Here is a 21,063-nt window from a genome sequence, read left to right as displayed (position 1 = left end):
GCCCCATCGCGAGCAGGCTCGCTCCCACATTGGTTTTGCGGTGTTACAGCGGTTTGCTGGCGATGCTCACGCCGAGGGTATGACTAGCACCCGGCGCCAGCGACACCACATCATCCATCACATTCGCCGTCTCGATGCACAGCATCTTCTGCCAGCCATCGTCGGCCATGTCGCTGAACGCTGCGGCACGATCAATCCACGGGTTCCAGATCACCGCTGAGCGCGAACCGCTGCTGGTCAGCTCGATGCGCCGTTCCCAGGCCGGATCGACAATGCTCAGCTTCGCCGGGGTATTGAGGTAGATGCGGTCGGTCTCGCCAGTAAAATGCAAATCGCCGCTCTGGGTCTTGGTTTTCCAGTCATCCAGCGTCTCGATATAGCTCAAGCCATCCACCCCGTCGACATGCACATTGCGCACATCACTGACGGCGAAATAGCTGTGCAGCGCCTGGCTGATGGTGACTTTGTCAGCGCCCTGGTTATGGCTGGTCAGGCTGATATGCAGTTGCTCATCCAGACGAATGCTCAGCTTCAAATCCACTTGATGCGGCCAGCCTGGCAAGCCGCCTTCAGGGTAAGGCAGAACAAACTCCACCTTCAGGCTTTCACCCTCGGTTTCAATGCCGCCCAGTTCCCAGTCCATCGCCCTTACCAGCCCGTGGGCGGTCGGCGCTTCGTTGCTGACGCGCATCGCCTGAACGCTCTGCGGGTTGCGCGGCAGATTGCCGAACCACGGCCAGCACACCGGTACCCCGGCGCGGATGCTCTTGCCAGTCTTGAACACTGCCTCGTCGTTGAGCCAGATCAGCGGCGGTTGCCCGGCCACTTGATAACTGAGGATGTGCGCGCCCTGCTGGGCAACCAGCAGTTCGGCCTGACCGTGGCGGATGCGCCAGCAGTTCAGTTCATCCAGTTTCACGGCTTCAACGTTGGGCGTGCTCATGGGGCAACTCTCGATCAGGGACAATGACTGCAATGGACCGCAGAAAGGTCGCAGTGTTTAACGAGCTCTAGGCGGAACCGAACGGGTGCGACCGCTGCCGTCGATGGCAACGAACACAAACACGGCTTCAGTCACTTTACGCCATTCGCTGGACAGCGGATCGTCACTCCAGACTTCGACCATCATCTGAATCGAGCTGCGACCAATTTCCAGCGCCTGGGTATAGAAGGAGAGCTGAGCGCCCACCGCTACCGGAACCAGAAATGCCATGCGGTCGATCGCAACCGTAGCCACGCGGCCACCCGCGACTTTGCTGGCCATTGCGGTGCCGGCCAAATCCATCTGCGACACCAGCCAACCGCCGAAAATATCGCCAAAGCCGTTGGTTTCGCGAGGGAGCGCGGTAATTTGCAGGGCAAGGTCGCCTTGCGGGATTGGATCTTCTTGTTCGAGCTCTATCATGCCGGGGGTGCCTCTGACCCGTGACTCTTCATAGGTGTAGCGGGTGAATAGCCGTCTTGGAAAAACGATTCAGCCCCGAACATACTACGTTCGTCACGTTTTTCGTAAGGCGCCTAAAGGGAAACTCTGCGAAATCGGCTGGCGGGTGCCAACGACGTTTTCGCACAGCAACCCCTTACAAGCAGATGCAGGATTGCGAGTATATCGATCGGTAGACTCCGAGACGACCGTCCGGTTCTCATTTCGACCGTCAATTACGCACCTCTATGTGCTTTTTCGAACAATTTGTTATCGTGCCGGACCTGCCCAAGCCTCCGCCAGCGTTGTTGGGGTTGCAGATCCGACTATAAGAGAAGCCTTGCCATGACCACAGCGCCTTCGAGCATCGCGCAGCCAACCCAGTCCGCACGTCCGCTGACTCGCAACGACTACAAGACGTTATCGCTGTCTGCCCTGGGCGGTGCGCTGGAGTTTTACGACTTCATCATCTTCGTGTTCTTCGCCACGGTGGTCGGCAAGCTGTTCTTTCCGGCCGACATGCCCGAGTGGCTGCGCTTGATGCAGACCTTCGGGATCTTTGCCGCCGGCTACCTGGCACGGCCGCTGGGCGGCATCGTCATGGCGCACTTCGGCGACCTGCTGGGACGCAAAAAGATGTTCACCCTGAGCATTTTCATGATGGCGGTGCCGACCCTGATCATGGGTTTGCTGCCGACTTATGCGCAGATCGGCATGTGGGCGCCGATCCTGTTGCTGCTGATGCGGGTGATTCAGGGCGCGGCGATTGGCGGTGAAGTGCCGGGCGCATGGGTATTCGTTTCCGAACACGTGCCGCAACGGCACATCGGCTACGCCTGCGGCACCCTGACCTGCGGCCTGACGGCCGGTATCCTGCTGGGCTCGCTGGTCGCCACCGCGATCAACAGCATTTACACCCCGGTCGAAGTTTCGGATTACGCCTGGCGGATCCCGTTCCTGCTGGGTGGCGTGTTCGGCCTGTTCTCGGTTTACCTGCGCCGCTGGCTGCACGAGACCCCGGTATTCGCCGAGCTGCAACTGCGCAAGGCCCTGGCTGAAGAAGTGCCGTTGCGCGCGGTGTTGCGCGACCATCGCGGGGCGATCCTGATTTCCATGCTGCTGACTTGGCTGCTGTCCGCCGGCATCATCGTGGTCATCCTGATGACCCCGACCGTGCTGCAGACCGTCTACCACTTCTCGCCAACCACCGCGTTGCAGGCCAACAGCCTGGCGATCGTGTTTCTGAGCCTGGGCTGCGTGGCGTCCGGTGCTTTGGCTGACCGCTTCGGCGCGGGTCGTGTCTTCGTGTTCGGCAGTGCTGCGTTGCTGATCAGTTCGTGGACCTTCTACCACAGCCTGTTCAACCACCCGGACTGGCTGTTCCCGATGTACGCCGTGACCGGCCTGCTGGTCGGCACCATCGGCGCCGTGCCCTACGTGATGGTCAAAGCCTTCCCGGCGGTGGTGCGCTTCAGTGGGCTGTCGTTCTCCTACAACCTGGCCTACGCCATCTTCGGCGGCCTGACCCCGATGGTTGTCACCCTGCTGCTCAAGGAAAGCCCGATGGGGCCTGCCTACTACGTGGCGATCATTTGCGGTGTCGGGGTCCTGGTGGGTGCTTATCTCTGGAAGAAGGGCCGCTAAGCCGACCTTTTCATCGCCTGTACGGGCCCCATCGCGAGCAAGCTCGCTCCCACATTGGTTCTGTGTTCGCCGCAGAATCCCTGTGGGAGCGAGCTTGCTCGCGATGAAGGCGACTCGAAATATCCTGCAAAAAAGCCGAATGCTGGCCTTTCATCCAATTGTCATATTTCAGCCATAGAGTGTTCACACGGCCTGCTGATACTTGGCCCCGACTTAACACACCTATCTGCTAGGAGTAAGGCATGAAACTGAAGCGTTTGATGGCGGCAATGACTTTTGTCGCTGCTGGCGTTGCGACTGCCAACGCGGTTGCCGCTGTTGACCCTGCTATCCCGAGCTACACCAAAACCACTGGTGTGTCGGGCAACCTGTCCAGCGTCGGCTCCGATACCCTGGCCAACCTCATGACCCTGTGGGCTGAGAACTACAAAAAAGAATACCCGAACGTAAACATCCAGATTCAGGCCGCTGGCTCCGCCACTGCGCCACCTGCGCTGACTGAAGGCACCTCTAACCTGGGCCCGATGAGCCGCAAGATGAAGGACACCGAACTGGCTGCCTTTGAGCAGAAGTACGGCTACAAGCCAACCGCAATCCCGGTTGCCGTGGACGCCCTGGCTGTCTTCGTTCACAAAGACAACCCGATCCAGCACCTGACCATGGAACAAGTCGACGCGATCTTCTCCTCGACTCGTCTGTGTGGCGCTAAAGCCGACGTGAAAACCTGGGGCGACCTGGGTGTGACCGGCGACCTGGCCAACAAGCCGGTTCAGCTGTTCGGTCGTAACTCGGTATCCGGCACCTACGGCTACTTCAAAGAAGAAGCCCTGTGCAAAGGCGACTACAAGCCAAACGTCAACGAGCAACCAGGTTCGGCTTCGGTCGTGCAGTCGATCAGCTCCTCGCTGAACGGCATCGGTTACTCGGGCATCGGCTACAAGACCGCTAGCGTGAAGACTGTGGCCCTGGCCAAGAAAGGCAGCACTGACTTCATCGAAGACACCGAAGAAAACGCCCTGAACGGCAAGTACCCGCTGTCGCGTTTCCTCTACGTTTACGTCAACAAAGCCCCGAACAAGCCTCTGGCCCCGCTGGAAGCCGAGTTCGTGAAACTGGTTCTGTCCAAACAGGGCCAGGAAGTTGTCGTGAAAGACGGCTACATCCCCCTGCCGGCCAAGGTTGCTGCAAAAGCACTGGCTGACCTGGGTCTGGCGGAAGGCGGCGCTGAAGTCGCAAAAAAGTAAAACCCTGAGTCCGGGATAAACCCTGACTCTGTAGGAGCTGTCGAGTGAAACGAGGCTGCGATCTTTTGATCTGGCCCCTAACCGCAAGATCAAAAGATCGCAGCCTCGGTTCCCTCGGCAGCTCCTACGCCCCCCAATTTCCACTCCGCTGCCAGTTCCCACGGGCGGCGGATTTGTTGCGTCACTGCATTGTCATCTTTCTGTCATACAGGATCGCTAGGGTGTGCGAATGAATGATCTGGCCAATTCCACCATGACTACAAATCCCCCCAAGCGAATTGACTTCAATACGCCTGAGTTGCAACGCAAGCGCCGCATCCGCGCGCTCAAAGATCGCCTGACCCGTTGGTACGTCCTCGTGGGCGGCCTCGCCGTTCTCGGCGCGATCACGCTGATCTTTTTCTTCCTCGCTTACGTTGTCGCGCCCCTGTTTCAGGGCGCCGACCTGACCGCCAAGGACGCCATCACGCCCGCCTGGATGCAAGACGCCGGCAAGCCGTTGATGATCTCCCTGGAAGAACAGAACCAGGTCGCCATGCGGGTTTCCGACAAGGGCCAGGCGTTGTTCTTCGATATCGACAGTGGCGCTGAACTCAAGCGTGTCGATCTGTCGATTCCGGCCGGCACTACAGTGACCTCCATCGGCGAAGACCAACCAGGCCATCCATTGGTGGCGGTGGGCTTGTCCAACGGCCAGGCGCTGGTATTCCGTCACACTTATAAAGTCAGCTACCCGGACGGCAAGAAAACCATCTCGCCGGCCATTGAATACCCCTATGGCGAAACGCCGATTGCGTTGAACGAGGCGGGCGGAGCCCTGGAGCACGTCAGCCTCAACGCGACCGATACGACGCTGATGCTGGTCGGTTCCACCGGTTCGCAACTCAATGTTTTGTCGCTGACCAGCGAAGAAAACATGATGACCGGCGAAGTCACCAATGAGCAAAAGCGTATCGATCTGCCGCAGATGAACGAGCCGGTGAAGAACATCTTCGTCGACCCGCGTCAGCAGTGGCTGTACGTGATTAACGGTCGTGCTCAGGCCGACGTGTTCAGCCTGCGCGACAAGAGCCTCAACGGTCGCTACAAACTGCTCGAAAACGGCGATGCCGAAATTACCGCCAGCACCCAGTTGGTGGGCGGTATCTCGCTGATCCTCGGTGACTCCAAAGGTGGTCTGGCCCAGTGGTTCATGGCTCGCGACCCGGACGGCGAACTGCGTCTGAAGCAGATTCGTACCTTCCAGATGGGCACCACGCCGATTGTTGAAATCAGTGCTGAAGAGCGTCGCAAAGGCTTCGTAGCCCTCGACGCATCCGGCAAGCTTGGCGTCTTCCACAGTACCGCTCACCGCACGTTGCTGGTCGATCAGGTGGTGGAAGGCCAGGGCATTTTCGGCATGTCGCCGCGTGCCAACCGCATCATCGTCGAGGCCAACGGTAAGGTGCAGCCGTTGCTGCTGGACAATCCGCACCCGGAAGTTTCGTGGAGCGCGTTGTGGAGCAAGGTCTGGTACGAGAACTACGACGAACCTAAATACGTCTGGCAATCGACCGCTGCCAACACTGACTTCGAACCGAAGATGAGCTTGTCTCCGCTGACCTTCGGTACCTTGAAGGCCGCGTTCTACGCCATGTTGCTGGCCGCGCCGCTGGCCGTCGCTGCCGCGATCTACACCGCGTACTTCATGGCCCCGAGCTTGCGCCGCAAGGTCAAACCGGTGATCGAGCTGATGGAAGCGATGCCGACGGTGATCCTCGGCTTCTTCGCCGGCCTGTTCCTCGCACCGTATGTGGAAGGTCACTTGCCGGGCATCTTCAGCCTGCTGATGCTCTTGCCGATCGGCATTCTGGTGGCCGGTTTCGTCTTCAGTCGTTTGCCTGAGTCCATCCGCCTGAAAGTGCCGGACGGCTGGGAAAGCGCGATTCTGATTCCGGTGATCCTGTTCGTGGGCTGGCTCTCGCTGTACATGAGCCCGTACATGGAAACCTGGTTCTTCGGTGGCGACATGCGCATGTGGATCTCCCACGACCTGGGCATCACCTACGACCAGCGCAACGCACTGGTGGTCGGTCTGGCCATGGGCTTCGCGGTGATCCCGAACATCTACTCCATCGCCGAAGACGCCGTGTTCAGTGTGCCTCGCGGTTTGACCCTCGGTTCCCTGGCCCTCGGTGCCACGCCGTGGCAGACCATGACCCGCGTGGTGATCCTCACCGCCAGCCCGGGCATCTTCTCGGCGCTGATGATCGGCATGGGCCGTGCGGTCGGTGAAACCATGATCGTGCTGATGGCCACCGGTAACACCCCGGTCATGGAAATGAACCTGTTCGAAGGCCTGCGCACCCTGGCGGCCAACGTCGCGGTGGAAATGCCCGAATCGGAAGTCGGCGGCAGCCACTACCGCGTGCTGTTCCTCTCGGCGCTGGTGCTGCTGTTGTTCACCTTCGTCATGAACACCCTCGCGGAACTGATTCGTCAGCGTCTGCGCAAGAAATACTCGTCGCTTTAAGAAAGGTAGAAGTCTGTGAAACAGAACTCCCTGAATGGATGGTTCAAGAGCGGCGCCCCCGGCGTCTGGATCAGCGGTGGCGCGGTGTCCATCGCGGTCATCATGACCATTGGCCTGCTGGCGGTGATTGCCGTGCGCGGTCTGGGTCACTTCTGGCCGGCGGATCTGATCCACGCCAGCTACGACGTGCCGGGCCAGGCCAACCACCTCGTCATCGGCGAAGTGGTGCAGAAAGAAGAAGTGCCGCGCGAGCGCCTGAAAAGTGCTGGCCTGCCGGTGCCCGATCAGGGCCCGGAGTTCATGACCCGCGAGCTGATCAAGGTCGGCAACCGTGACTTGAACGGCAACGACTTCACCTGGATCGTCGGCGAGTGGCTGACCAACCAGAAAACTCCACCTGAGCTGATGGCTATCGAGCGTCGCGAGTGGGGCAATTTCTACGGTTACCTGGTCAACGTCAAACAGGACGGCAAGGTCATCGCTGAAGGCGAGGCCGCTTGGCCTGAGTTGCAGGCCCGTGTGGCTCGCGTCAACCAGCTCGCGGCACAGCTCAAGACCCTGGAAAAAGTCGACATCGGCGCGATCAACTCCGGTCTCGAACGCATCCGTCTGCACGGTCGCAAACTGGAACTGGCCGGCACCCTCGACGCCACCGCACAAGCGGACATGGAGTCCGAGCGCGCCGAGCTGAACGCACGTTATCAGGACATCGAGGCACGTCTTGCCGACCTGCATGCCCAGTTCAACCGCGACAGCCTGACGGCCCGCGATGCGAACGGCAAAGAGATCGTGATCGACATCGGCAAAGTGGTTCACGCCTACCAGCCGAACGCCATGGGCACGATGACCAAGATCGGTTTCTACTTCAGCAAGGTCTGGGAATTCCTCAGCGACGACCCGCGTGAAGCGAACACCGAAGGCGGGATCTTCCCGGCGATTTTCGGCACCGTGATGATGACGTTGATCATGGCGATGATCGTTACACCGTTCGGCGTATTGGCAGCGGTTTACCTGCGCGAATATGCCAAGCAGAACGTGCTGACTCGTATTATCCGCATCGCGGTGAACAACCTGGCGGGCGTTCCGGCGATTGTTTACGGCGTGTTCGGTCTGGGCTTCTTCGTCTATGTACTCGGCGGTTCGGTTGACCGGTTGTTCTTCCCTGAAGCACTGCCGGCGCCGACCTTCGGTACACCGGGTCTGCTCTGGGCCTCGCTGACCCTGGCATTGCTGGCGGTACCGGTGGTGATTGTGGCCACCGAAGAAGGCTTGGCGCGGATTCCTCGCACCGTGCGTGAAGGCTCGTTGGCCCTCGGAGCGACCAAGGCTGAAACCTTGTGGAAGATCGTGCTGCCGATGGCCAGCCCGGCCATGATGACCGGCATGATCCTCGCCGTGGCTCGCGCCGCCGGTGAAGTGGCGCCGCTGATGCTGGTGGGTGTGGTGAAACTGGCGCCGTCGCTGCCACTGGACGGCAACTACCCGTACCTTCACCTGGACCAGAAGATCATGCACTTGGGCTTCCACATCTATGACGTCGGCTTCCAGAGCCCGAACGTCGAGGCCGCACGGCCGCTGGTGTACGCCACGGCGCTGCTGCTGGTGCTGGTGATCGCCACACTTAACCTGTCGGCCGTCTATATCCGTAACCACCTGCGCGAAAAATACAAAGCGCTGGATAGCTGATTTCTTATGTGGGAGCCAGCCTGCTGGCGATGGCATCACCGCGGTTTACAGATTGACCGCGTTGGTCGAGCGCGACCCCGGCTGATCGCCAGCAGGCTGGCTCCCACAAAAACCGAACCGAATTTGTTAGCACAGGGAGCCTCCCATGCAGCACGAAGCACATACCCACGGCATTAACATGTCTGCCCTGGGCCGCGACAAACAGAGCCTGAGTCTTGAACAGGAAACCGTGGCCATCGAAGTGCCGGGCCTGAACCTGTTCTACGGCGACAAACAAGCGCTGTACGACGTCAGCCTGAACATCCCGAAACAGCGCGTGACCGCCTTCATCGGCCCGTCCGGCTGCGGCAAGTCCACGCTGCTGCGCACCTTCAACCGCATGAATGACTTGGTCGACGGCTGCCGCGTAGAAGGCGAAATCAACCTCTACGGCAACAACATCTACCGTAAGGGCGAAGACGTGGCCGAGCTGCGTCGTCGCGTCGGCATGGTGTTCCAGAAGCCGAACCCGTTCCCGAAAACCATCTACGAAAACGTGGTCTACGGCTTGCGCATCCAGGGCATCAACAAGAAGCGCATCCTCGACGAAGCCGTCGAGTGGGCGTTGAAAGGCGCAGCGCTGTGGGACGAAGTCAAAGACCGTCTGCACGAGTCGGCACTTGGCCTGTCCGGTGGTCAGCAGCAACGTCTGGTGATCGCCCGCACCATCGCCGTGGAGCCGGAGGTGCTGCTGCTCGATGAACCGTGCTCGGCACTCGACCCGATCTCCACGCTGAAAGTCGAAGAGCTGATCTACGAACTGAAATCCAAGTTCACCATCGTCATCGTGACCCACAACATGCAACAGGCCGCGCGGGTTTCCGACTACACGGCGTTCATGTACATGGGCAAACTGGTGGAATTCGGCGACACCGACACCCTGTTCACCAATCCGGCGAAGAAGCAGACCGAAGACTACATCACGGGTCGCTACGGCTAGGAAGCTGTTGTTGCTCACTGAACTGACGCTGCGGTCCACCGCACCTTACCGGACGCTCCAAGGACGCCAACATGATTAGCAAAGAAGGCCTTACCCATCACATCTCCGCGCAGTTCAACGCTGAGCTCGAGGAAGTGCGCAGCCACCTCCTGGCCATGGGCGGGCTGGTGGAAAAGCAGGTCAACGACGCGGTGACCGCGCTGATCGAGGCCGATTCTGGCCTGGCCCAGCAGGTTCGCGAGATCGACGACCAGATCAACCAGATGGAACGCAACATCGACGAAGAATGCCTGCGCATTTTGGCCCGTCGTCAGCCGGCAGCGTCGGACTTGCGTTTGATCATCAGCATCTCCAAGTCGGTGATCGACCTGGAGCGCATCGGTGACGAAGCGACCAAGATCGCCCGTCGCGCCATCCAGTTGTGTGAAGAAGGCGAAGCTCCGCGAGGTTACGTCGAGGTTCGCCACATCGGCGACCAGGTGCGCAACATGGTTCGCGATGCGCTGGACGCCTTTGCCCGCTTCGACGCCGACCTGGCGTTGTCGGTGGCCCAGTACGACAAGATCATCGACCGCGAATACAAAACCGCGTTGCGCGAGCTCGCCACCTACATGATGGAAGACCCGCGCTCTATCTCGCGTGTCTTGAGCATCATTTGGGTGCTGCGTTCGCTGGAACGGATCGGCGACCACGCGCGCAATATCTCGGAGCTGGTGATTTACCTGGTGCGCGGCACCGACGTGCGGCACCTGGGCCTCAAACGCATGAAAGAAGAAGTTGAAGGCACAAGTGGCGAAACCGCTAATGTTCCGGGCAAAGCTGACGATAAGTAAGATTGCCTGAGAAAAGCGCCCGGCCTTTTGGCCGGGCGTTTTTGTTTGTGGTTGATGAATTCGAAAGCAGCACCCGCGAACGAAAAGTCCCGGCGTGACTGAAGGTTTTTGGCAATGTGCCATCAGCAAAGCGGTATGCTTGCCGGGATTTTTTAAAGGGGTGATGGATGAGTAAGGTCAGTGTGTTGGTCGTGGACGACGCGTCGTTCATTCGTGACCTGGTGAAGAAGTGCTTGCGCAACTACTTCCCGGGGATTCGGATCGAAGACGCGGTCAACGGCAAAAAGGCTCAGGCCTTGCTGGCACGGGAAGCGTTCGACCTGGTCCTGTGCGACTGGGAAATGCCGGAAATGTCCGGCCTGGAATTGCTGACCTGGTGCCGCGAGCAGGACAACCTCAAGACCATGCCGTTCGTGATGGTGACCAGCCGGGGCGATAAAGAGAACGTCGTCCAGGCGATCCAGGCCGGCGTTTCCGGCTACGTCAGCAAGCCATTCACCAACGAGCAGTTGCTGACCAAGGTCAAGCAGGCCCTGAACAAGGTCGGCAAGCTCGACACTTTGATGAACAGCGCCCCGACCAAAATGAACTCGGCGTTCGGCAACGACTCCCTGAGCGCATTGACCGGCGGCAAGGCTGCCGTGGTCGCACCCGCCGCGGCGCCGGTCAACCCGTTCGCCAAACCTGTCGCCGCCGCCCCGGCCCCGGCGGCTGCTCCGTCTCGCGGTCTGCTCAACAGCCCACCGATCAAGCCTCCAGCGTCCTCCGCAGCGCCAACGGGCGGTCGTGGCCAGGGCCAATTGCGCCTGCCGAACGGCATTCAGCAATGTGTGATCAAGGCCTTGAGTCTCAAGGAAGCCTTGCTGGTAGTGAAGCGCACCGACACTCTGCCGCAAGTTCTCGACAGCGCCGTGCTCGACCTGGAGCAGGGCGATAACGCCGAAACCGCCCGTCTGAACGGCTACCTGCACGCCATCGTCGCCCACGAGCCGAAGCCCGACAGCGACTGGTTGCAACTGACCTTCCGCTTCGTCGACCAGGATGCGCAGAAGCTCGATTACATCTCCCGATTGATAGCACGTGGTACGGCGCAGAAGCATTTCGTTCCAGGCGCGTAATCTTCATCGCCTGACAGGCCGCCTTCGCGAGCAGGCTCGCTCCCACATTTGAAATGCATTCCAATGTGGGAGCGACGGTGCGGCGATCCGACCTGCTCGCGAAGGGGCCATCAGAGTCACCGCACATCCGCTGAACGGCCCATTTTGAAACATCTGCCGACTACCCGGGTCCATTGCAGCTGCTAGGCTCCTACCCAGGCCTTACTCGACAGAATCCTGCCCATGCTCGCGCGCCTGCTGTTTTTCTGTGGTCTGTTCATGGCGTCCACCGCGGCCATGGCCATGACCATCTACAAGTCCACCGACGCCAATGGCGTGGTCTCCTACAGCGACCGCCCCACGACAGGCTCCAAGGTGTTCGTTTTTCGTGATCGCATGGTCGAGAATCTTGAGCGCCAGGTGTACGTCGTCATCACGAAGAAGAAGGGCGTGGACAGCGTTTACGTGCGCAATGACCTGTATGCGCCGGTAGAAATCGAGTTGAGCTTCGGCGGGCTGAAGAACGTCAGTGGTGCGCCGAGCCGACCGATTCGCCGGGTGATGCCGGCACGCAGCAGTATTCGTCTGGCGCTGCTCACGGCCACGCAGCCCGAAAGGCCGCTCGCGTATACCCCAAAATTTGAATACTCCCTGGGCGACCCCTCAGGGGCCGCCATGGCCTATCGATACCCGCTGCCGTGGCGTGGCGGACCGTTTCGGCTGAGTCAGGGGGCCAACGGTCAATACAGCCACTTCGGTCCCAAGAACCGCTACGCCATGGACATCGCCATGCCCGAAGGCACGCCGATCATCGCGGCGCGAGGCGGGGTGGTGGTGAAAACCGAGAATGCCCAGACCGGGCGCGGTACAGACCCATCGGGCAACTTCGTGCGGGTGCTGCACGATGACGGGACGATGGGCGTGTATCTGCACCTCAAACAAGGTTCGGTGAGCGTTCGCGAGGGGCAACGGGTGTCGGTGGGGAGTGCGCTGGCCTTGTCGGGCAATACCGGCAACAGCAGCGGGCCGCACCTGCATTTCGTGGTGCAGCGCAATACCGGGTTGGGGCTGGTGTCGATTCCGTACCAGTTCAATCAACCGGTGGGCAGCCTGCCGAACTTTGCGCTCGGCAAACAGTGAAGGTGATGGCGATTAATTGTGGCGAGGGGATTTATCCCCGTTGGACGGCGAAGCCGTCCCAAAGCTGCTGGTTAAAGCGGGGTCGCTTCGCGACCCAACGGGGATGAATCCCCTCGCCACAGATAAATCCCCTCTCCACAAAAGCCCGCCAGCTCCTGATCAATCCAGCATCAACACCTTGGCCAGAATGATCTTCGGCCCTTTCATCTTCTTGATGATGATCCGCAAGCCTTCGACTTCCAGCACTTCTTCCTCTTCCGGCACCCGTTTCAGGGTTTCGTAGACCAACCCGGCGAGGGTCTCGGCTTCGATGTGGTCCAGATCGATGCCCAGCAGGCGCTCGACCTTGAACAGCGGCGTGTCGCCGCGTACCAGCAGCTTGCCCGGCTGGTACGCCAGGATCCCGCGCTCAGCCTTGCGGTGTTCGTCCTGAATGTCGCCGACCAGTACTTCCAACACATCTTCCATGGTCAGGTAGCCGATGATGTTGCCATCGGCTTCTTCGACCAGGGCGAAGTGCGAGCCGCCTTTGCGGAACTGTTCCAACAACTGCGACAGCGGCAGATGGCGCGAAACCCGCTCCAGCGGCCGGGTCAGTTCGGCGAGGTTGAACGACTCGGGAATGTGGTCCAAAGCCGCCAGTTCCAGCAGCAAATCCTTGATGTGCAGCAGGCCGACGAACTCCTGACGATCGCTGTCGTACACCGGATAACGGCTGAATTTGTGGCGACGGAACATCGCCAGGATTTCCTTCAGCGGTGCGTTGAATTCCAGGGTCACCAGGTCTTCCCGGGAATTGGCCCAGTCGACCACTTCCAGCTCGCCCATTTCAACCGCCGAGGCCAAAACGCGCATGCCTTGATCGCTCGGGTCCTGGCCACGGCTGGAGTGCAGGATCAGTTTCAGTTCTTCACGGCTGTAATGGTGCTCGTGATGAGGGCCGGGTTCGCCTTGGCCGGCGATCCGCAGGATCGTGTTGGCGCTGGCGTTGAGCAGGTAAATCGCCGGATACATCGCCCAGTAAAACAGGTACAGCGGCACGGCGGTCCAGAGCGACAGCAGTTCGGGTTTGCGGATGGCCCAGGATTTTGGGGCCAGCTCACCGACCACGATGTGCAGGTACGAGATGACGAAGAATGCGGCGAAGAACGACACGCCTTTGATCACTTCGGCCGACTGCACGCCGACGGCTTCAAGCAGCGGTTCGAGGATGTGCGCGAACGCCGGTTCACCGACCCAGCCAAGACCAAGGGACGCAAGCGTGATACCCAATTGGCACGCCGACAGATAAGCATCGAGCTGACTGTGAACGGTGCGCAGGATGTGTCCGCGCCAGCCGTTTTTTTCAGCGATGGCTTCGACCCGGGTCGAGCGCAATTTGACCATGGCAAATTCCGCCGCAACGAAAAAACCGTTGAGCAAAACCAGGATCAGAGCAAAAAGAATCATGCCGAAATCGGCGAAGAGTGTCGCGAGGGTCAAGCCAGGGGAAGGGTCCATGATGGAGTTTTGCGGGTTCCGTGTATTCGAAAGGAAAGAAAAAAGTGCGCCTGAAGGGCAGGCGCAAGTCAGCCAATGTAGCGGCTGACCAAGTGATTGACTAGTGGCGCGTGCCGGCCGGTATCAGTCGGTGGCGCTGATGACCCGGGATTTGGTGACCTGGGCCGGCGCAAAATGGCAGGTAAAGGTGCTGCCATGGCCCGGCACACTGCTGATTTCCATCCGCGCGCGGTGGCGCAGCAGCACGTGTTTGACGATCGCCAGCCCAAGCCCGGTGCCGCCGGTGTTGGAGTTGCGGCTGGAATCGACGCGGTAGAAGCGTTCGGTCAAGCGCGGCAAGTGTTTGCTGTCGATGCCGATGCCAGAGTCCTGCACGCTCAGGTGTGCGCCTTGCTCATCACCCCACCAGCGAATACGGATATTGCCTTCGGCCGGGGTGTATTTCACCGCGTTGAACACCAGATTGGAAAACGCGCTGCGCAACTCGGCTTCGCTGCCCTTGAGCAGAATCGTCGGGTCGGCTTCCAGCGTGATCTTCTGATTGCGCTGGGCGGACAGTTGCTGAGCGTCGCTCTTGATCGATTGCAGCAAGCCGTCGATGGCCACCGGCTGGTTGTCCGACGGGTAATCGGTGGCTTCCAGTTTGGCCAACAGCAGCAAATCGTTGAGCAACGTCTGCATGCGTCCGCCTTGCTGCTGCATCTGCTGCAAGGCACGGGACCAGCGCGGGTTCACGTCCTCGACGTTGTCGAGCAGGGTTTCCAGATAGCCACAGATCACCGTCAGCGGCGTACGCAGTTCATGGGAGACGTTGGCGATGAAGTCTTTGCGCATCTGTTCCAGTTGATGGATACGCGTCACGTCGCGCACCAGCATCAAGTGTTCGTTGTTGCCGTAGCGGGTGATGTACAGCTGAATGCGCAGGCGATCATTGATCGGTGACGGGATTTCCAGCGGCTCGGCGTAGCTGTCCTGCTCGAAGTATTCCTTGAAGCGCGGATGGCGGACGAGGTTGGTGACCGGTTGGCCGCTGTCTTGCGGGGTCTTGAGGCCGAGCAGGGTTTCGGCGGCGCGGTTCCACCATTCGAGGTTGCCGTCGCTGTCGAGCATGATCACCGCGTCTTTCAGCGCGGCGGTGGATTCCTGGACTCGGTCGATCACTGCTTGCAATCGCCCGCGCACACGTTGGTCGCGACGTTGCAGGTGGTAGATGCTGTCGAACACTTCGCCCCACAGGCCATAGCCATCGGGCGGTGCTTCATCGGGTTTGTGCAGGCGCAGCCATTCGTGCAGACGCAGCAGTTGCTTGAGGGTCCAGGCCAGGTAAAGGCCCAGGCCCGCGGCGAGGCTCCAGCCGTAATAGCCGGTAATCAGGCCGATCACCAGACAACCGGTCACCAGCAAAAGCATGTGGCGGATCAGGGTGCCATGCCAGTTTTGGTTCACTTGAACGCGCGTCCTTGTCAGCTTGTCGGGCGGGAAAGGTCCGGGTCAGGCCTTGGTGGAAAACCGGTAACCGGTGCCGCGCACGGTTTGTACCAGATTTTCGTAAGCATCGCCGAGGGCTTTGCGCAGGCGACGGATGTGCACGTCGACGGTGCGCTCTTCGACATAAACGTTGCCGCCCCAGACCTGATCCAGCAACTGGCCGCGGGTGTAGGCACGTTCCTGGTGGGTCATGAAAAATTGCAGCAGACGGTATTCGGTCGGGCCCATCTCGGCGGGCTTGCCGTCGATGGTCACGCGGTGGCTGATCGGGTCCAGCAGCAGGCCGCCGACTTCGATCGGCGTCTCGCCATCGGTTGGACCGGCACGGCGCAGCACGGCCTTCAGGCGCGCAACCAACTCACGTGGTGAAAAGGGTTTGGTGATGTAGTCGTCAGCGCCGACCTCCAGGCCCTGGATCTTGTTGTCCTCTTCGCCCTTGGCGGTGAGCATGATGATCGGGATGTCCCCGGTCAGCTCATCGCGCTTGAGGCGTCGGGCCAGCTCGATGCCGGACGTGCCGGGCAGCATCCAGTCGAGCAGGATCAGGTCCGGCTTGCGGTCGACAATGATGGCGTGGGCCTGCTGCGAGTTCTCAGCCTCCATGCAGTCATAGCCGGCCATTTCCAACGCAACGGCGATCATTTCGCGAATGGGCGCTTCGTCGTCGACGATCAGAATGCTCCTGCCAACCATGCCTTTAATCCTCTTGTCATTTAACTGTCTTGCGCCGCATTAGATAACGGAATTATTGCAGTCGTGTGACAGTATTTTAGTCGCCCTGCGATTGTCGTGATCCTGAACTAAGCTCTAATTCCGAATCCTGACAACCACAAAAGGAAGGTTTCCATGAAGCAATACTCGCAATCCTTCAAGGCTCTGATGCTGACCGCAGCCTTGGCGTTGCCATCAATGGCCTTCGCGGCTGAGCCTGTGATGATGAAAGAAGGTGTGATGGCGGACCACAAGGGCATGACCCTGTACACCTTCGACAAAGACACGGGTGGCAAGTCTGTGTGCACCGGCCAGTGCGCGGATAACTGGCCGCCGTTCAAGGCGGAAGCGGGTGCCAAGGCCGAAGGTGACTGGACAATCGTCAAGCGTGACGACGGCACGATGCAGTGGGCCTACAAGGGCAAACCGCTGTACTACTTCGTGAAGGACGCGAAACCGGGAGACAAGGCTGGTGACAAAATGAAGGACGTCTGGCACGTCATCACCAACTCCGGGCCGAAAATGTAAACCTGTAGCAGCTGGCGAAGCCTGCGTTCGGCTGCGCCAGCTGCTACATAAAAGCGTGCCCATCAACGCAGCCCGTAATCCAGCACGATCCCGACAAATATCGCCAACCCGGCCCAGTGGTTGTGCAGAAACGCCTTGAAGCAACGCATCCGGTCCTTGCCACGGGTGTACCAGAACTCCCACGCAAAACAACCCGCCGCCGCCAGCAATCCGAGGTGGAACCAGCCGCCAAGCTCGAATTTTGACCCGGCCAGCAGCAGGCAACCCAGCGCCAACCCTTGCAGGGTCAGGATGATCACCCGGTCCGCCTCGCCAAACAGAATCGCCGTGGATTTCACGCCGATCTTCAAGTCGTCGTCGCGGTCGGTCATGGCGTAGTAGGTGTCGTAGCCCACCGTCCACAGCAGATTGGCGATCCACAGCAACCACGCCGCCGCCGGGAGTTCACCGGTTTCGGCAGTGAACGCCATTGGCATGCCCCAGGAGAACGCCGCGCCCAGCACCACTTGCGGGTAATAGGTGTAGCGCTTCATGAACGGGTAAGTGAAGGCCAGTGCCAAACCACCGAACGACAGCCAGACCGTTGCCGCATTGGTGCACAGCACCAGCAGGAAACTCACGCCCATCAGCAGTGCGAAGAACACCAGCGCTTCTTTGGAACTTATCTTGCCGCTCACCAATGGCCGCTGTTCGGTGCGTTTCACGTGGCCGTCGACCTTGCGGTCTGCCCAATCGTTGATCACGCAGCCGCCGGCGCGGGTCAGCACCACGCCCAGGACGAAAATCACGACGTTGGCCAGTGACGGTGAACCTTTACCAGCGATCCACAAGGCCCACAGCGTCGGCCACAGCAGCAGGTAAATGCCGATCGGCTTGTCCATGCGCGTCAGCTGAATGAAATCCCAGGCCCGTGGATTCAAGCGATTCAGGGACTTGAGCAGGCTCTGGTACATCAGCAATTCTCCGGATGGGCGCGGGTCGCGTTCCACAAGGTCGGCAAGAAAATTTCGGCCACCAGCACGCTCAAGGCGCCGCGGTCGAAACGCGAACGCCGGCCCCACAGCTCAGGTGCCCGGGACTCCATCGGCAGCCACTCCTGAGGATAGTGACAAACCTCGATAGCGCGGCGCTGGAACGCTTGATCGCAAAACAGCAATTCGCCCAGGGAGCGGCTGCCCAATTCGTCCATGTGCAGACCGTCGCCCTGCAACGCGCTACGCGCCGCAACGCTGCGCGCAAATACCCAGGCTTCGCCGTGGCCGCGCAGATACACCTCGCGCACCCAGCCCTCGCTGCCTTCGGCCAGGTCCAGCGCAGCACATTCGTCGGCGCGCAGTGATTGCCAGCCTTCGAAGAGTGGCGTGACGCTGAAGCCGTCATTCGACAGACGGATCAGCCGTCGGGTCAAAGAGCCTTCGTCGAACAGCCAGTCGAGGGTAGACGTGTCGGGGAGGGGCATCAGTTGGCTTCGAGGGAGCCAAAGCGGGGTCGCGGCGGGGGATTTTGAGTGCGGCACAGTGAGTCATTATTGGCAGCAAATGAGGCGGCGAGCTTACCATGTCAGCTGGCGATTTTGATTGATCCGGCCAGCCGTTGCATCGAACAGGCTTGCATCTGCCGGGCCCGATCAGTACAAAACGCCCCTGAGCCGAACGGCAGCGCTCCAACCATTGACCGTTCGCGCCGGCAAAAGCCTGAATCTTGAGGATGTACGTGAATGAAAAAGTGGCAATGTGTGGTCTGCGGCCTGATTTATAACGAAGCCGACGGCTGGCCGGATGACGGCATTGCGCCGGGCACCCTGTGGCAGGACGTGCCGGAAGACTGGCTGTGCCCGGACTGCGGCGTGGGCAAGATGGATTTTGAAATGATCGAAATCAACTAAGACATTTAGAGGAGTAAGGAATGAACGCACCTGTCGTGATCGTCGGCACCGGGCTGGCTGGCTACAACCTGGCCCGGGAGTTTCGCAAACTCGATGGCGAAACCCCGCTGCTGCTGATTACTGCCGATGACGGACGCTCCTACTCCAAGCCGATGCTTTCCACCGGATTCGGAAAAAACAAAGACGCCGACGGCCTGAGCATGGCCGAACCCGGCACCATGGCCGAGCAATTGAAGGCCGAAGTGCGTACTCACACGCGCATCAGCGGCATCGATCCTGGCCACAAGCGCTTGTGGATCGGTGAGGAAGCGGTGTTTTACCGTGACCTGATCCTCGCCTGGGGCGCGGAAACCGTGCGAGTGCCGATCGAAGGCGATGCGGCTGACGCCGTTTTCCCGATCAACGACCTGGAAGACTACGCGCGCTTTCGCGCAGCGGCGGCCGGCAAGCGTCGAGTGTTGTTACTGGGCGCCGGCCTGATTGGTTGCGAGTTCGCCAACGACCTGATCCTTGGCGGCTACGAGGTGCAACTGGTTGCACCGTGCGAGCAGGTCATGCCGACCCTGCTGCATCCGGCGGCAGCCGCTGCGGTCCAGGCCGGGCTGGAAAGCCTGGGCGCACGCTTCCACTTGGGGCCGGTGCTCAATCGCTTGCAGCGAGTTGCTGATGGACTGGAAGCGCATCTGTCCGATGGCCAGGTGATCCCTTGCGATGTGGTGGTGTCGGCTATTGGTCTGCGTCCGCGCATCGACCTGGCGGCTGCGGCCGGTGTGCAGGTCAATCGCGGGGTGGTGGTCGATCGTCAGCTGAAAACCTCCCACGCCAATATCTATGCCTTGGGCGACTGCGCCGAAGTCGATGGGCTGAATCTGTTGTACGTCATGCCCCTCATGAGCTGTGCGAGAGCGCTGGCTCAGACCCTCGCCGGAAACCCGACGGCGGTGAGTTATGGCCCGATGCCCATCACCGTTAAAACGCCGGTCTGCCCACTGGTGGTTTCACCGCCACCACGGGGTTTGGAAGGCGTCTGGACAGTCGAAGGGCAGGGCGCGGACATCAAGGTATTGTGCCGCGATGCCAGCGGCAAACTGCTGGGTTATGCCCTGACAGGCGCGGCGGTGATGGAAAAACTGGCCCTGAACAAAGAGCTTCCGGCACTGCTGGCGTAAATACCGGTCGTTCTGTCGGAATCACCCCTCTTTTGCCCTTACAAAGGTCGCGTCGAGACTGGCGCGGCTCTTCGCTGCGTGCCATCCTCACTCCCGTCTGCCGCAGAGTAGAGCACCTGCGGCGCTTTGGGCGCTGTTCCAACGAGAACAGCACGGACATAACAACAAAAAACCGTCAAAGGGGCTTCACTAATGCGTAAACCAGAACTCGCCGCTGCAATTGCTGAAAAAGCAGACCTCACCAAAGAGCAGGCCAACCGCGTTCTCAACGCCGTTCTCGAAGAAATCACCGGCGCTCTGCACCGCAAGGACAGCGTTACGCTGGTGGGCTTCGGTACCTTCCTGCAACGCCACCGCGGTGCCCGCACCGGCAAAAACCCGCAAACCGGTGAGCCCGTCAAAATCAAGGCCAGCAACACTGTTGCGTTCAAGCCAGGCAAATCGTTGAAAGACAGCGTTAATCCGTAACACGCACCGACTTCCCGCGTAGCGGGTGAGCGGGATAAAAAATGGGCACGCCAACGAGGTTGGGTGCCCATTTTTTTATGGGGCGAGGGTAACGCCAATCAGTTAAGCCAAGACGCGATCCGTGTAGCAGCTGGCGAAGCCTGCGTTCGGCTGTTCAACCATAGGTAGCTAATACCATGTGGGCAAACTCTTTCTTGCTTGGCCGAAAATCAGCTTGCTGCTCCAGGTGCGCGCGCCATGCAGATTCAAGTACGGATCCATCGAGGTCGCCGTCGGTAGCGATATAAGCGGCGGCATCGTCTTTCACTGCCTGAATGTAGAGTTTGGAAAAGCCTTTTTTGATGTCGTTCGTTGTCGTAATAAACGGTCCGACCGTTGTGATGAGCAACCCGTATCCAGTGAATGACGAGGGGGTATAAGTAGGCTCAGCCCGAACAGAGTCGCTACCTACGAGTGTGATCATGGCCCCCCATACGCTCCCGAAGGCCACAGTCCATTTTTTATTGCGTCGAGTAGTCATGATCTGGTTGAACTCCCTGTCTGTGGTCGCCCTAAGCGTGAGCGCGCAGCCATAAGCGACGTGCCGCACCGACTCAGCATTGAGAGTGCTTGTGCAAACTACCGAAGCAGATAGGCACTTCAAGCCCAAGGAGACCAAACCGGACGCGTCCTACAAGTGTTCCGGAAACAGAGAAGGTAATTGTGTTGGTTTTTGTGCTCCCAGCTGTGTGCAGGGCACCGTGACGAGAAAAACCC

20 protein-coding genes are annotated in these 21,063 nt (G+C 59.8%); 12 read left to right on the top strand and 8 right to left on the bottom strand.

What is annotated here, in order from left to right:
• Positions 1 to 43: 43 nt before the first annotated feature.
• Complete coding sequence (locus ACA059_RS31245; protein WP_497632162.1) at positions 44 to 943, bottom strand: D-hexose-6-phosphate mutarotase; 900 nt, start codon at positions 941 to 943, stop codon at positions 44 to 46.
• Between the two features lie 57 nt (positions 944 to 1,000).
• A complete protein-coding gene (locus ACA059_RS31240) occupies positions 1,001 to 1,405 on the bottom strand; it encodes an acyl-CoA thioesterase (protein ID WP_003177184.1) in 405 nt (134 codons plus the stop codon).
• A gap of 363 nt (positions 1,406 to 1,768) precedes the next feature.
• On the opposite strand from ACA059_RS31240, the gene ACA059_RS31235 reads away from it, so the two are divergent.
• The 8 genes from ACA059_RS31235 to ACA059_RS31200 all read left to right on the top strand — a co-directional run bounded on the left by ACA059_RS31235 (position 1,769) and on the right by ACA059_RS31200 (position 12,558).
• A complete protein-coding gene (locus ACA059_RS31235; protein ID WP_462000258.1) occupies positions 1,769 to 3,067 on the top strand; it encodes an MFS transporter in 1,299 nt (432 codons plus the stop codon).
• Between the two features lie 242 nt (positions 3,068 to 3,309).
• Positions 3,310 to 4,311, top strand: coding sequence for a phosphate ABC transporter substrate-binding protein PstS (locus tag ACA059_RS31230; protein ID WP_477746076.1), 1,002 nt, complete (start codon positions 3,310 to 3,312; stop codon positions 4,309 to 4,311).
• Positions 4,312 to 4,540: 229 nt separating this feature from the next.
• On the top strand, positions 4,541 to 6,823 hold the full coding sequence (locus ACA059_RS31225; protein ID WP_497632161.1) for an ABC transporter permease subunit: 2,283 nt from the start codon (positions 4,541 to 4,543) through the stop codon (positions 6,821 to 6,823).
• Between the two features lie 15 nt (positions 6,824 to 6,838).
• On the top strand, positions 6,839 to 8,509 hold the full coding sequence (pstA, locus tag ACA059_RS31220; RefSeq protein WP_497632160.1) for a phosphate ABC transporter permease PstA: 1,671 nt from the start codon (positions 6,839 to 6,841) through the stop codon (positions 8,507 to 8,509).
• A 145-nt stretch (positions 8,510 to 8,654) separates the two neighbouring features.
• The gene (gene pstB, locus ACA059_RS31215) at positions 8,655 to 9,488 is read left to right on the top strand and encodes a phosphate ABC transporter ATP-binding protein PstB (protein ID WP_497296692.1); all 834 of its coding nucleotides are present in this window, start codon (positions 8,655 to 8,657) and stop codon (positions 9,486 to 9,488) included.
• Between the two features lie 71 nt (positions 9,489 to 9,559).
• Positions 9,560 to 10,321, top strand: a complete 762-nt coding sequence (phoU, locus tag ACA059_RS31210; RefSeq protein ID WP_008150055.1) for a phosphate signaling complex protein PhoU — start codon at positions 9,560 to 9,562, stop codon at positions 10,319 to 10,321.
• A gap of 167 nt (positions 10,322 to 10,488) precedes the next feature.
• Entirely contained in the window at positions 10,489 to 11,439 is a 951-nt protein-coding gene (locus tag ACA059_RS31205; protein ID WP_129439905.1) for a response regulator, read from the top strand.
• Between the two features lie 222 nt (positions 11,440 to 11,661).
• Positions 11,662 to 12,558, top strand: coding sequence for a peptidoglycan DD-metalloendopeptidase family protein (locus ACA059_RS31200; RefSeq protein WP_497632159.1), 897 nt, complete (start codon positions 11,662 to 11,664; stop codon positions 12,556 to 12,558).
• 159 nt (positions 12,559 to 12,717) lie between these two features.
• On the opposite strand, the gene ACA059_RS31195 is transcribed toward ACA059_RS31200, so the two are convergent.
• The 3 genes from ACA059_RS31195 to phoB all read right to left on the bottom strand — a co-directional run bounded on the left by ACA059_RS31195 (position 12,718) and on the right by phoB (position 16,239).
• A complete protein-coding gene (locus ACA059_RS31195) occupies positions 12,718 to 14,058 on the bottom strand; it encodes a hemolysin family protein (protein ID WP_497344821.1) in 1,341 nt (446 codons plus the stop codon).
• A 123-nt stretch (positions 14,059 to 14,181) separates the two neighbouring features.
• Positions 14,182 to 15,468, bottom strand: a complete 1,287-nt coding sequence (gene phoR, locus ACA059_RS31190) for a phosphate regulon sensor histidine kinase PhoR (protein WP_219732363.1) — start codon at positions 15,466 to 15,468, stop codon at positions 14,182 to 14,184.
• A gap of 81 nt (positions 15,469 to 15,549) precedes the next feature.
• Complete coding sequence (phoB, locus tag ACA059_RS31185; protein ID WP_046045002.1) at positions 15,550 to 16,239, bottom strand: phosphate regulon transcriptional regulator PhoB; 690 nt, start codon at positions 16,237 to 16,239, stop codon at positions 15,550 to 15,552.
• A gap of 153 nt (positions 16,240 to 16,392) precedes the next feature.
• Here phoB and ACA059_RS31180 point away from each other — a divergent pair, with 153 nt between their 5' ends.
• Positions 16,393 to 16,785, top strand: a complete 393-nt coding sequence (locus ACA059_RS31180) for a COG4315 family predicted lipoprotein (RefSeq protein ID WP_462020521.1) — start codon at positions 16,393 to 16,395, stop codon at positions 16,783 to 16,785.
• A gap of 62 nt (positions 16,786 to 16,847) precedes the next feature.
• Here the strand turns inward: ACA059_RS31180 and ubiA are convergent, their stop codons facing one another.
• Both ubiA and ACA059_RS31170 read right to left on the bottom strand, forming a co-directional pair.
• Positions 16,848 to 17,738, bottom strand: coding sequence for a 4-hydroxybenzoate octaprenyltransferase (gene ubiA / locus ACA059_RS31175; protein WP_497632158.1), 891 nt, complete (start codon positions 17,736 to 17,738; stop codon positions 16,848 to 16,850).
• On the bottom strand, positions 17,738 to 18,301 hold the full coding sequence (locus ACA059_RS31170) for a chorismate--pyruvate lyase family protein (RefSeq protein ID WP_497632157.1): 564 nt from the start codon (positions 18,299 to 18,301) through the stop codon (positions 17,738 to 17,740). Before ACA059_RS31170 ends, ubiA begins: the two co-directional genes overlap by 1 nt.
• 201 nt (positions 18,302 to 18,502) lie before the next feature.
• Between ACA059_RS31170 and ACA059_RS31165 the strand changes: the two genes are divergently transcribed.
• From ACA059_RS31165 to ACA059_RS31155, 3 genes are all read left to right on the top strand, one after another.
• Positions 18,503 to 18,670 (top strand): rubredoxin, encoded by a 168-nt coding sequence (locus ACA059_RS31165; RefSeq protein WP_007954349.1) that lies wholly within the window; start codon positions 18,503 to 18,505, stop codon positions 18,668 to 18,670.
• Positions 18,671 to 18,690: 20 nt separating this feature from the next.
• Positions 18,691 to 19,839, top strand: a complete 1,149-nt coding sequence (locus tag ACA059_RS31160; protein WP_201184625.1) for an NAD(P)/FAD-dependent oxidoreductase — start codon at positions 18,691 to 18,693, stop codon at positions 19,837 to 19,839.
• Between the two features lie 192 nt (positions 19,840 to 20,031).
• Complete coding sequence (locus ACA059_RS31155) at positions 20,032 to 20,307, top strand: HU family DNA-binding protein (protein ID WP_003213368.1); 276 nt, start codon at positions 20,032 to 20,034, stop codon at positions 20,305 to 20,307.
• A gap of 154 nt (positions 20,308 to 20,461) precedes the next feature.
• On the opposite strand, the gene ACA059_RS31150 is transcribed toward ACA059_RS31155, so the two are convergent.
• Positions 20,462 to 20,827 (bottom strand): DUF2388 domain-containing protein, encoded by a 366-nt coding sequence (locus ACA059_RS31150; protein WP_497632156.1) that lies wholly within the window; start codon positions 20,825 to 20,827, stop codon positions 20,462 to 20,464.
• Between the last annotated feature and the right edge of the window lie 236 nt (positions 20,828 to 21,063).

The organism is Pseudomonas sp. LBUM1647, from assembly GCF_059716175.1.
This window is presented reverse-complemented; position numbering and strand designations above follow the sequence as displayed.

Coding starts and splice junctions, on each gene's coding strand:
- phoR (WP_219732363.1), bottom strand. CDS start 15,468: ATGCTTTTGCTGGTGACCGGTTGTCTGGTGATCGGCCTGATTACCGGC.
- ACA059_RS31235 (WP_462000258.1), top strand. CDS start 1,769: ATGACCACAGCGCCTTCGAGCATCGCGCAGCCAACCCAGTCCGCACGT.
- ACA059_RS31180 (WP_462020521.1), top strand. CDS start 16,393: ATGAAGCAATACTCGCAATCCTTCAAGGCTCTGATGCTGACCGCAGCC.
- ACA059_RS31155 (WP_003213368.1), top strand. CDS start 20,032: ATGCGTAAACCAGAACTCGCCGCTGCAATTGCTGAAAAAGCAGACCTC.
- ACA059_RS31230 (WP_477746076.1), top strand. CDS start 3,310: ATGAAACTGAAGCGTTTGATGGCGGCAATGACTTTTGTCGCTGCTGGC.
- ACA059_RS31205 (WP_129439905.1), top strand. CDS start 10,489: ATGAGTAAGGTCAGTGTGTTGGTCGTGGACGACGCGTCGTTCATTCGT.
- ACA059_RS31225 (WP_497632161.1), top strand. CDS start 4,541: ATGAATGATCTGGCCAATTCCACCATGACTACAAATCCCCCCAAGCGA.
- ubiA (WP_497632158.1), bottom strand. CDS start 17,738: ATGTACCAGAGCCTGCTCAAGTCCCTGAATCGCTTGAATCCACGGGCC.
- pstB (WP_497296692.1), top strand. CDS start 8,655: ATGCAGCACGAAGCACATACCCACGGCATTAACATGTCTGCCCTGGGC.
- ACA059_RS31200 (WP_497632159.1), top strand. CDS start 11,662: ATGCTCGCGCGCCTGCTGTTTTTCTGTGGTCTGTTCATGGCGTCCACC.
- ACA059_RS31245 (WP_497632162.1), bottom strand. CDS start 943: ATGAGCACGCCCAACGTTGAAGCCGTGAAACTGGATGAACTGAACTGC.
- phoU (WP_008150055.1), top strand. CDS start 9,560: ATGATTAGCAAAGAAGGCCTTACCCATCACATCTCCGCGCAGTTCAAC.
- ACA059_RS31240 (WP_003177184.1), bottom strand. CDS start 1,405: ATGATAGAGCTCGAACAAGAAGATCCAATCCCGCAAGGCGACCTTGCC.
- ACA059_RS31160 (WP_201184625.1), top strand. CDS start 18,691: ATGAACGCACCTGTCGTGATCGTCGGCACCGGGCTGGCTGGCTACAAC.
- ACA059_RS31165 (WP_007954349.1), top strand. CDS start 18,503: ATGAAAAAGTGGCAATGTGTGGTCTGCGGCCTGATTTATAACGAAGCC.
- ACA059_RS31150 (WP_497632156.1), bottom strand. CDS start 20,827: ATGACTACTCGACGCAATAAAAAATGGACTGTGGCCTTCGGGAGCGTA.
- phoB (WP_046045002.1), bottom strand. CDS start 16,239: ATGGTTGGCAGGAGCATTCTGATCGTCGACGACGAAGCGCCCATTCGC.
- ACA059_RS31195 (WP_497344821.1), bottom strand. CDS start 14,058: ATGGACCCTTCCCCTGGCTTGACCCTCGCGACACTCTTCGCCGATTTC.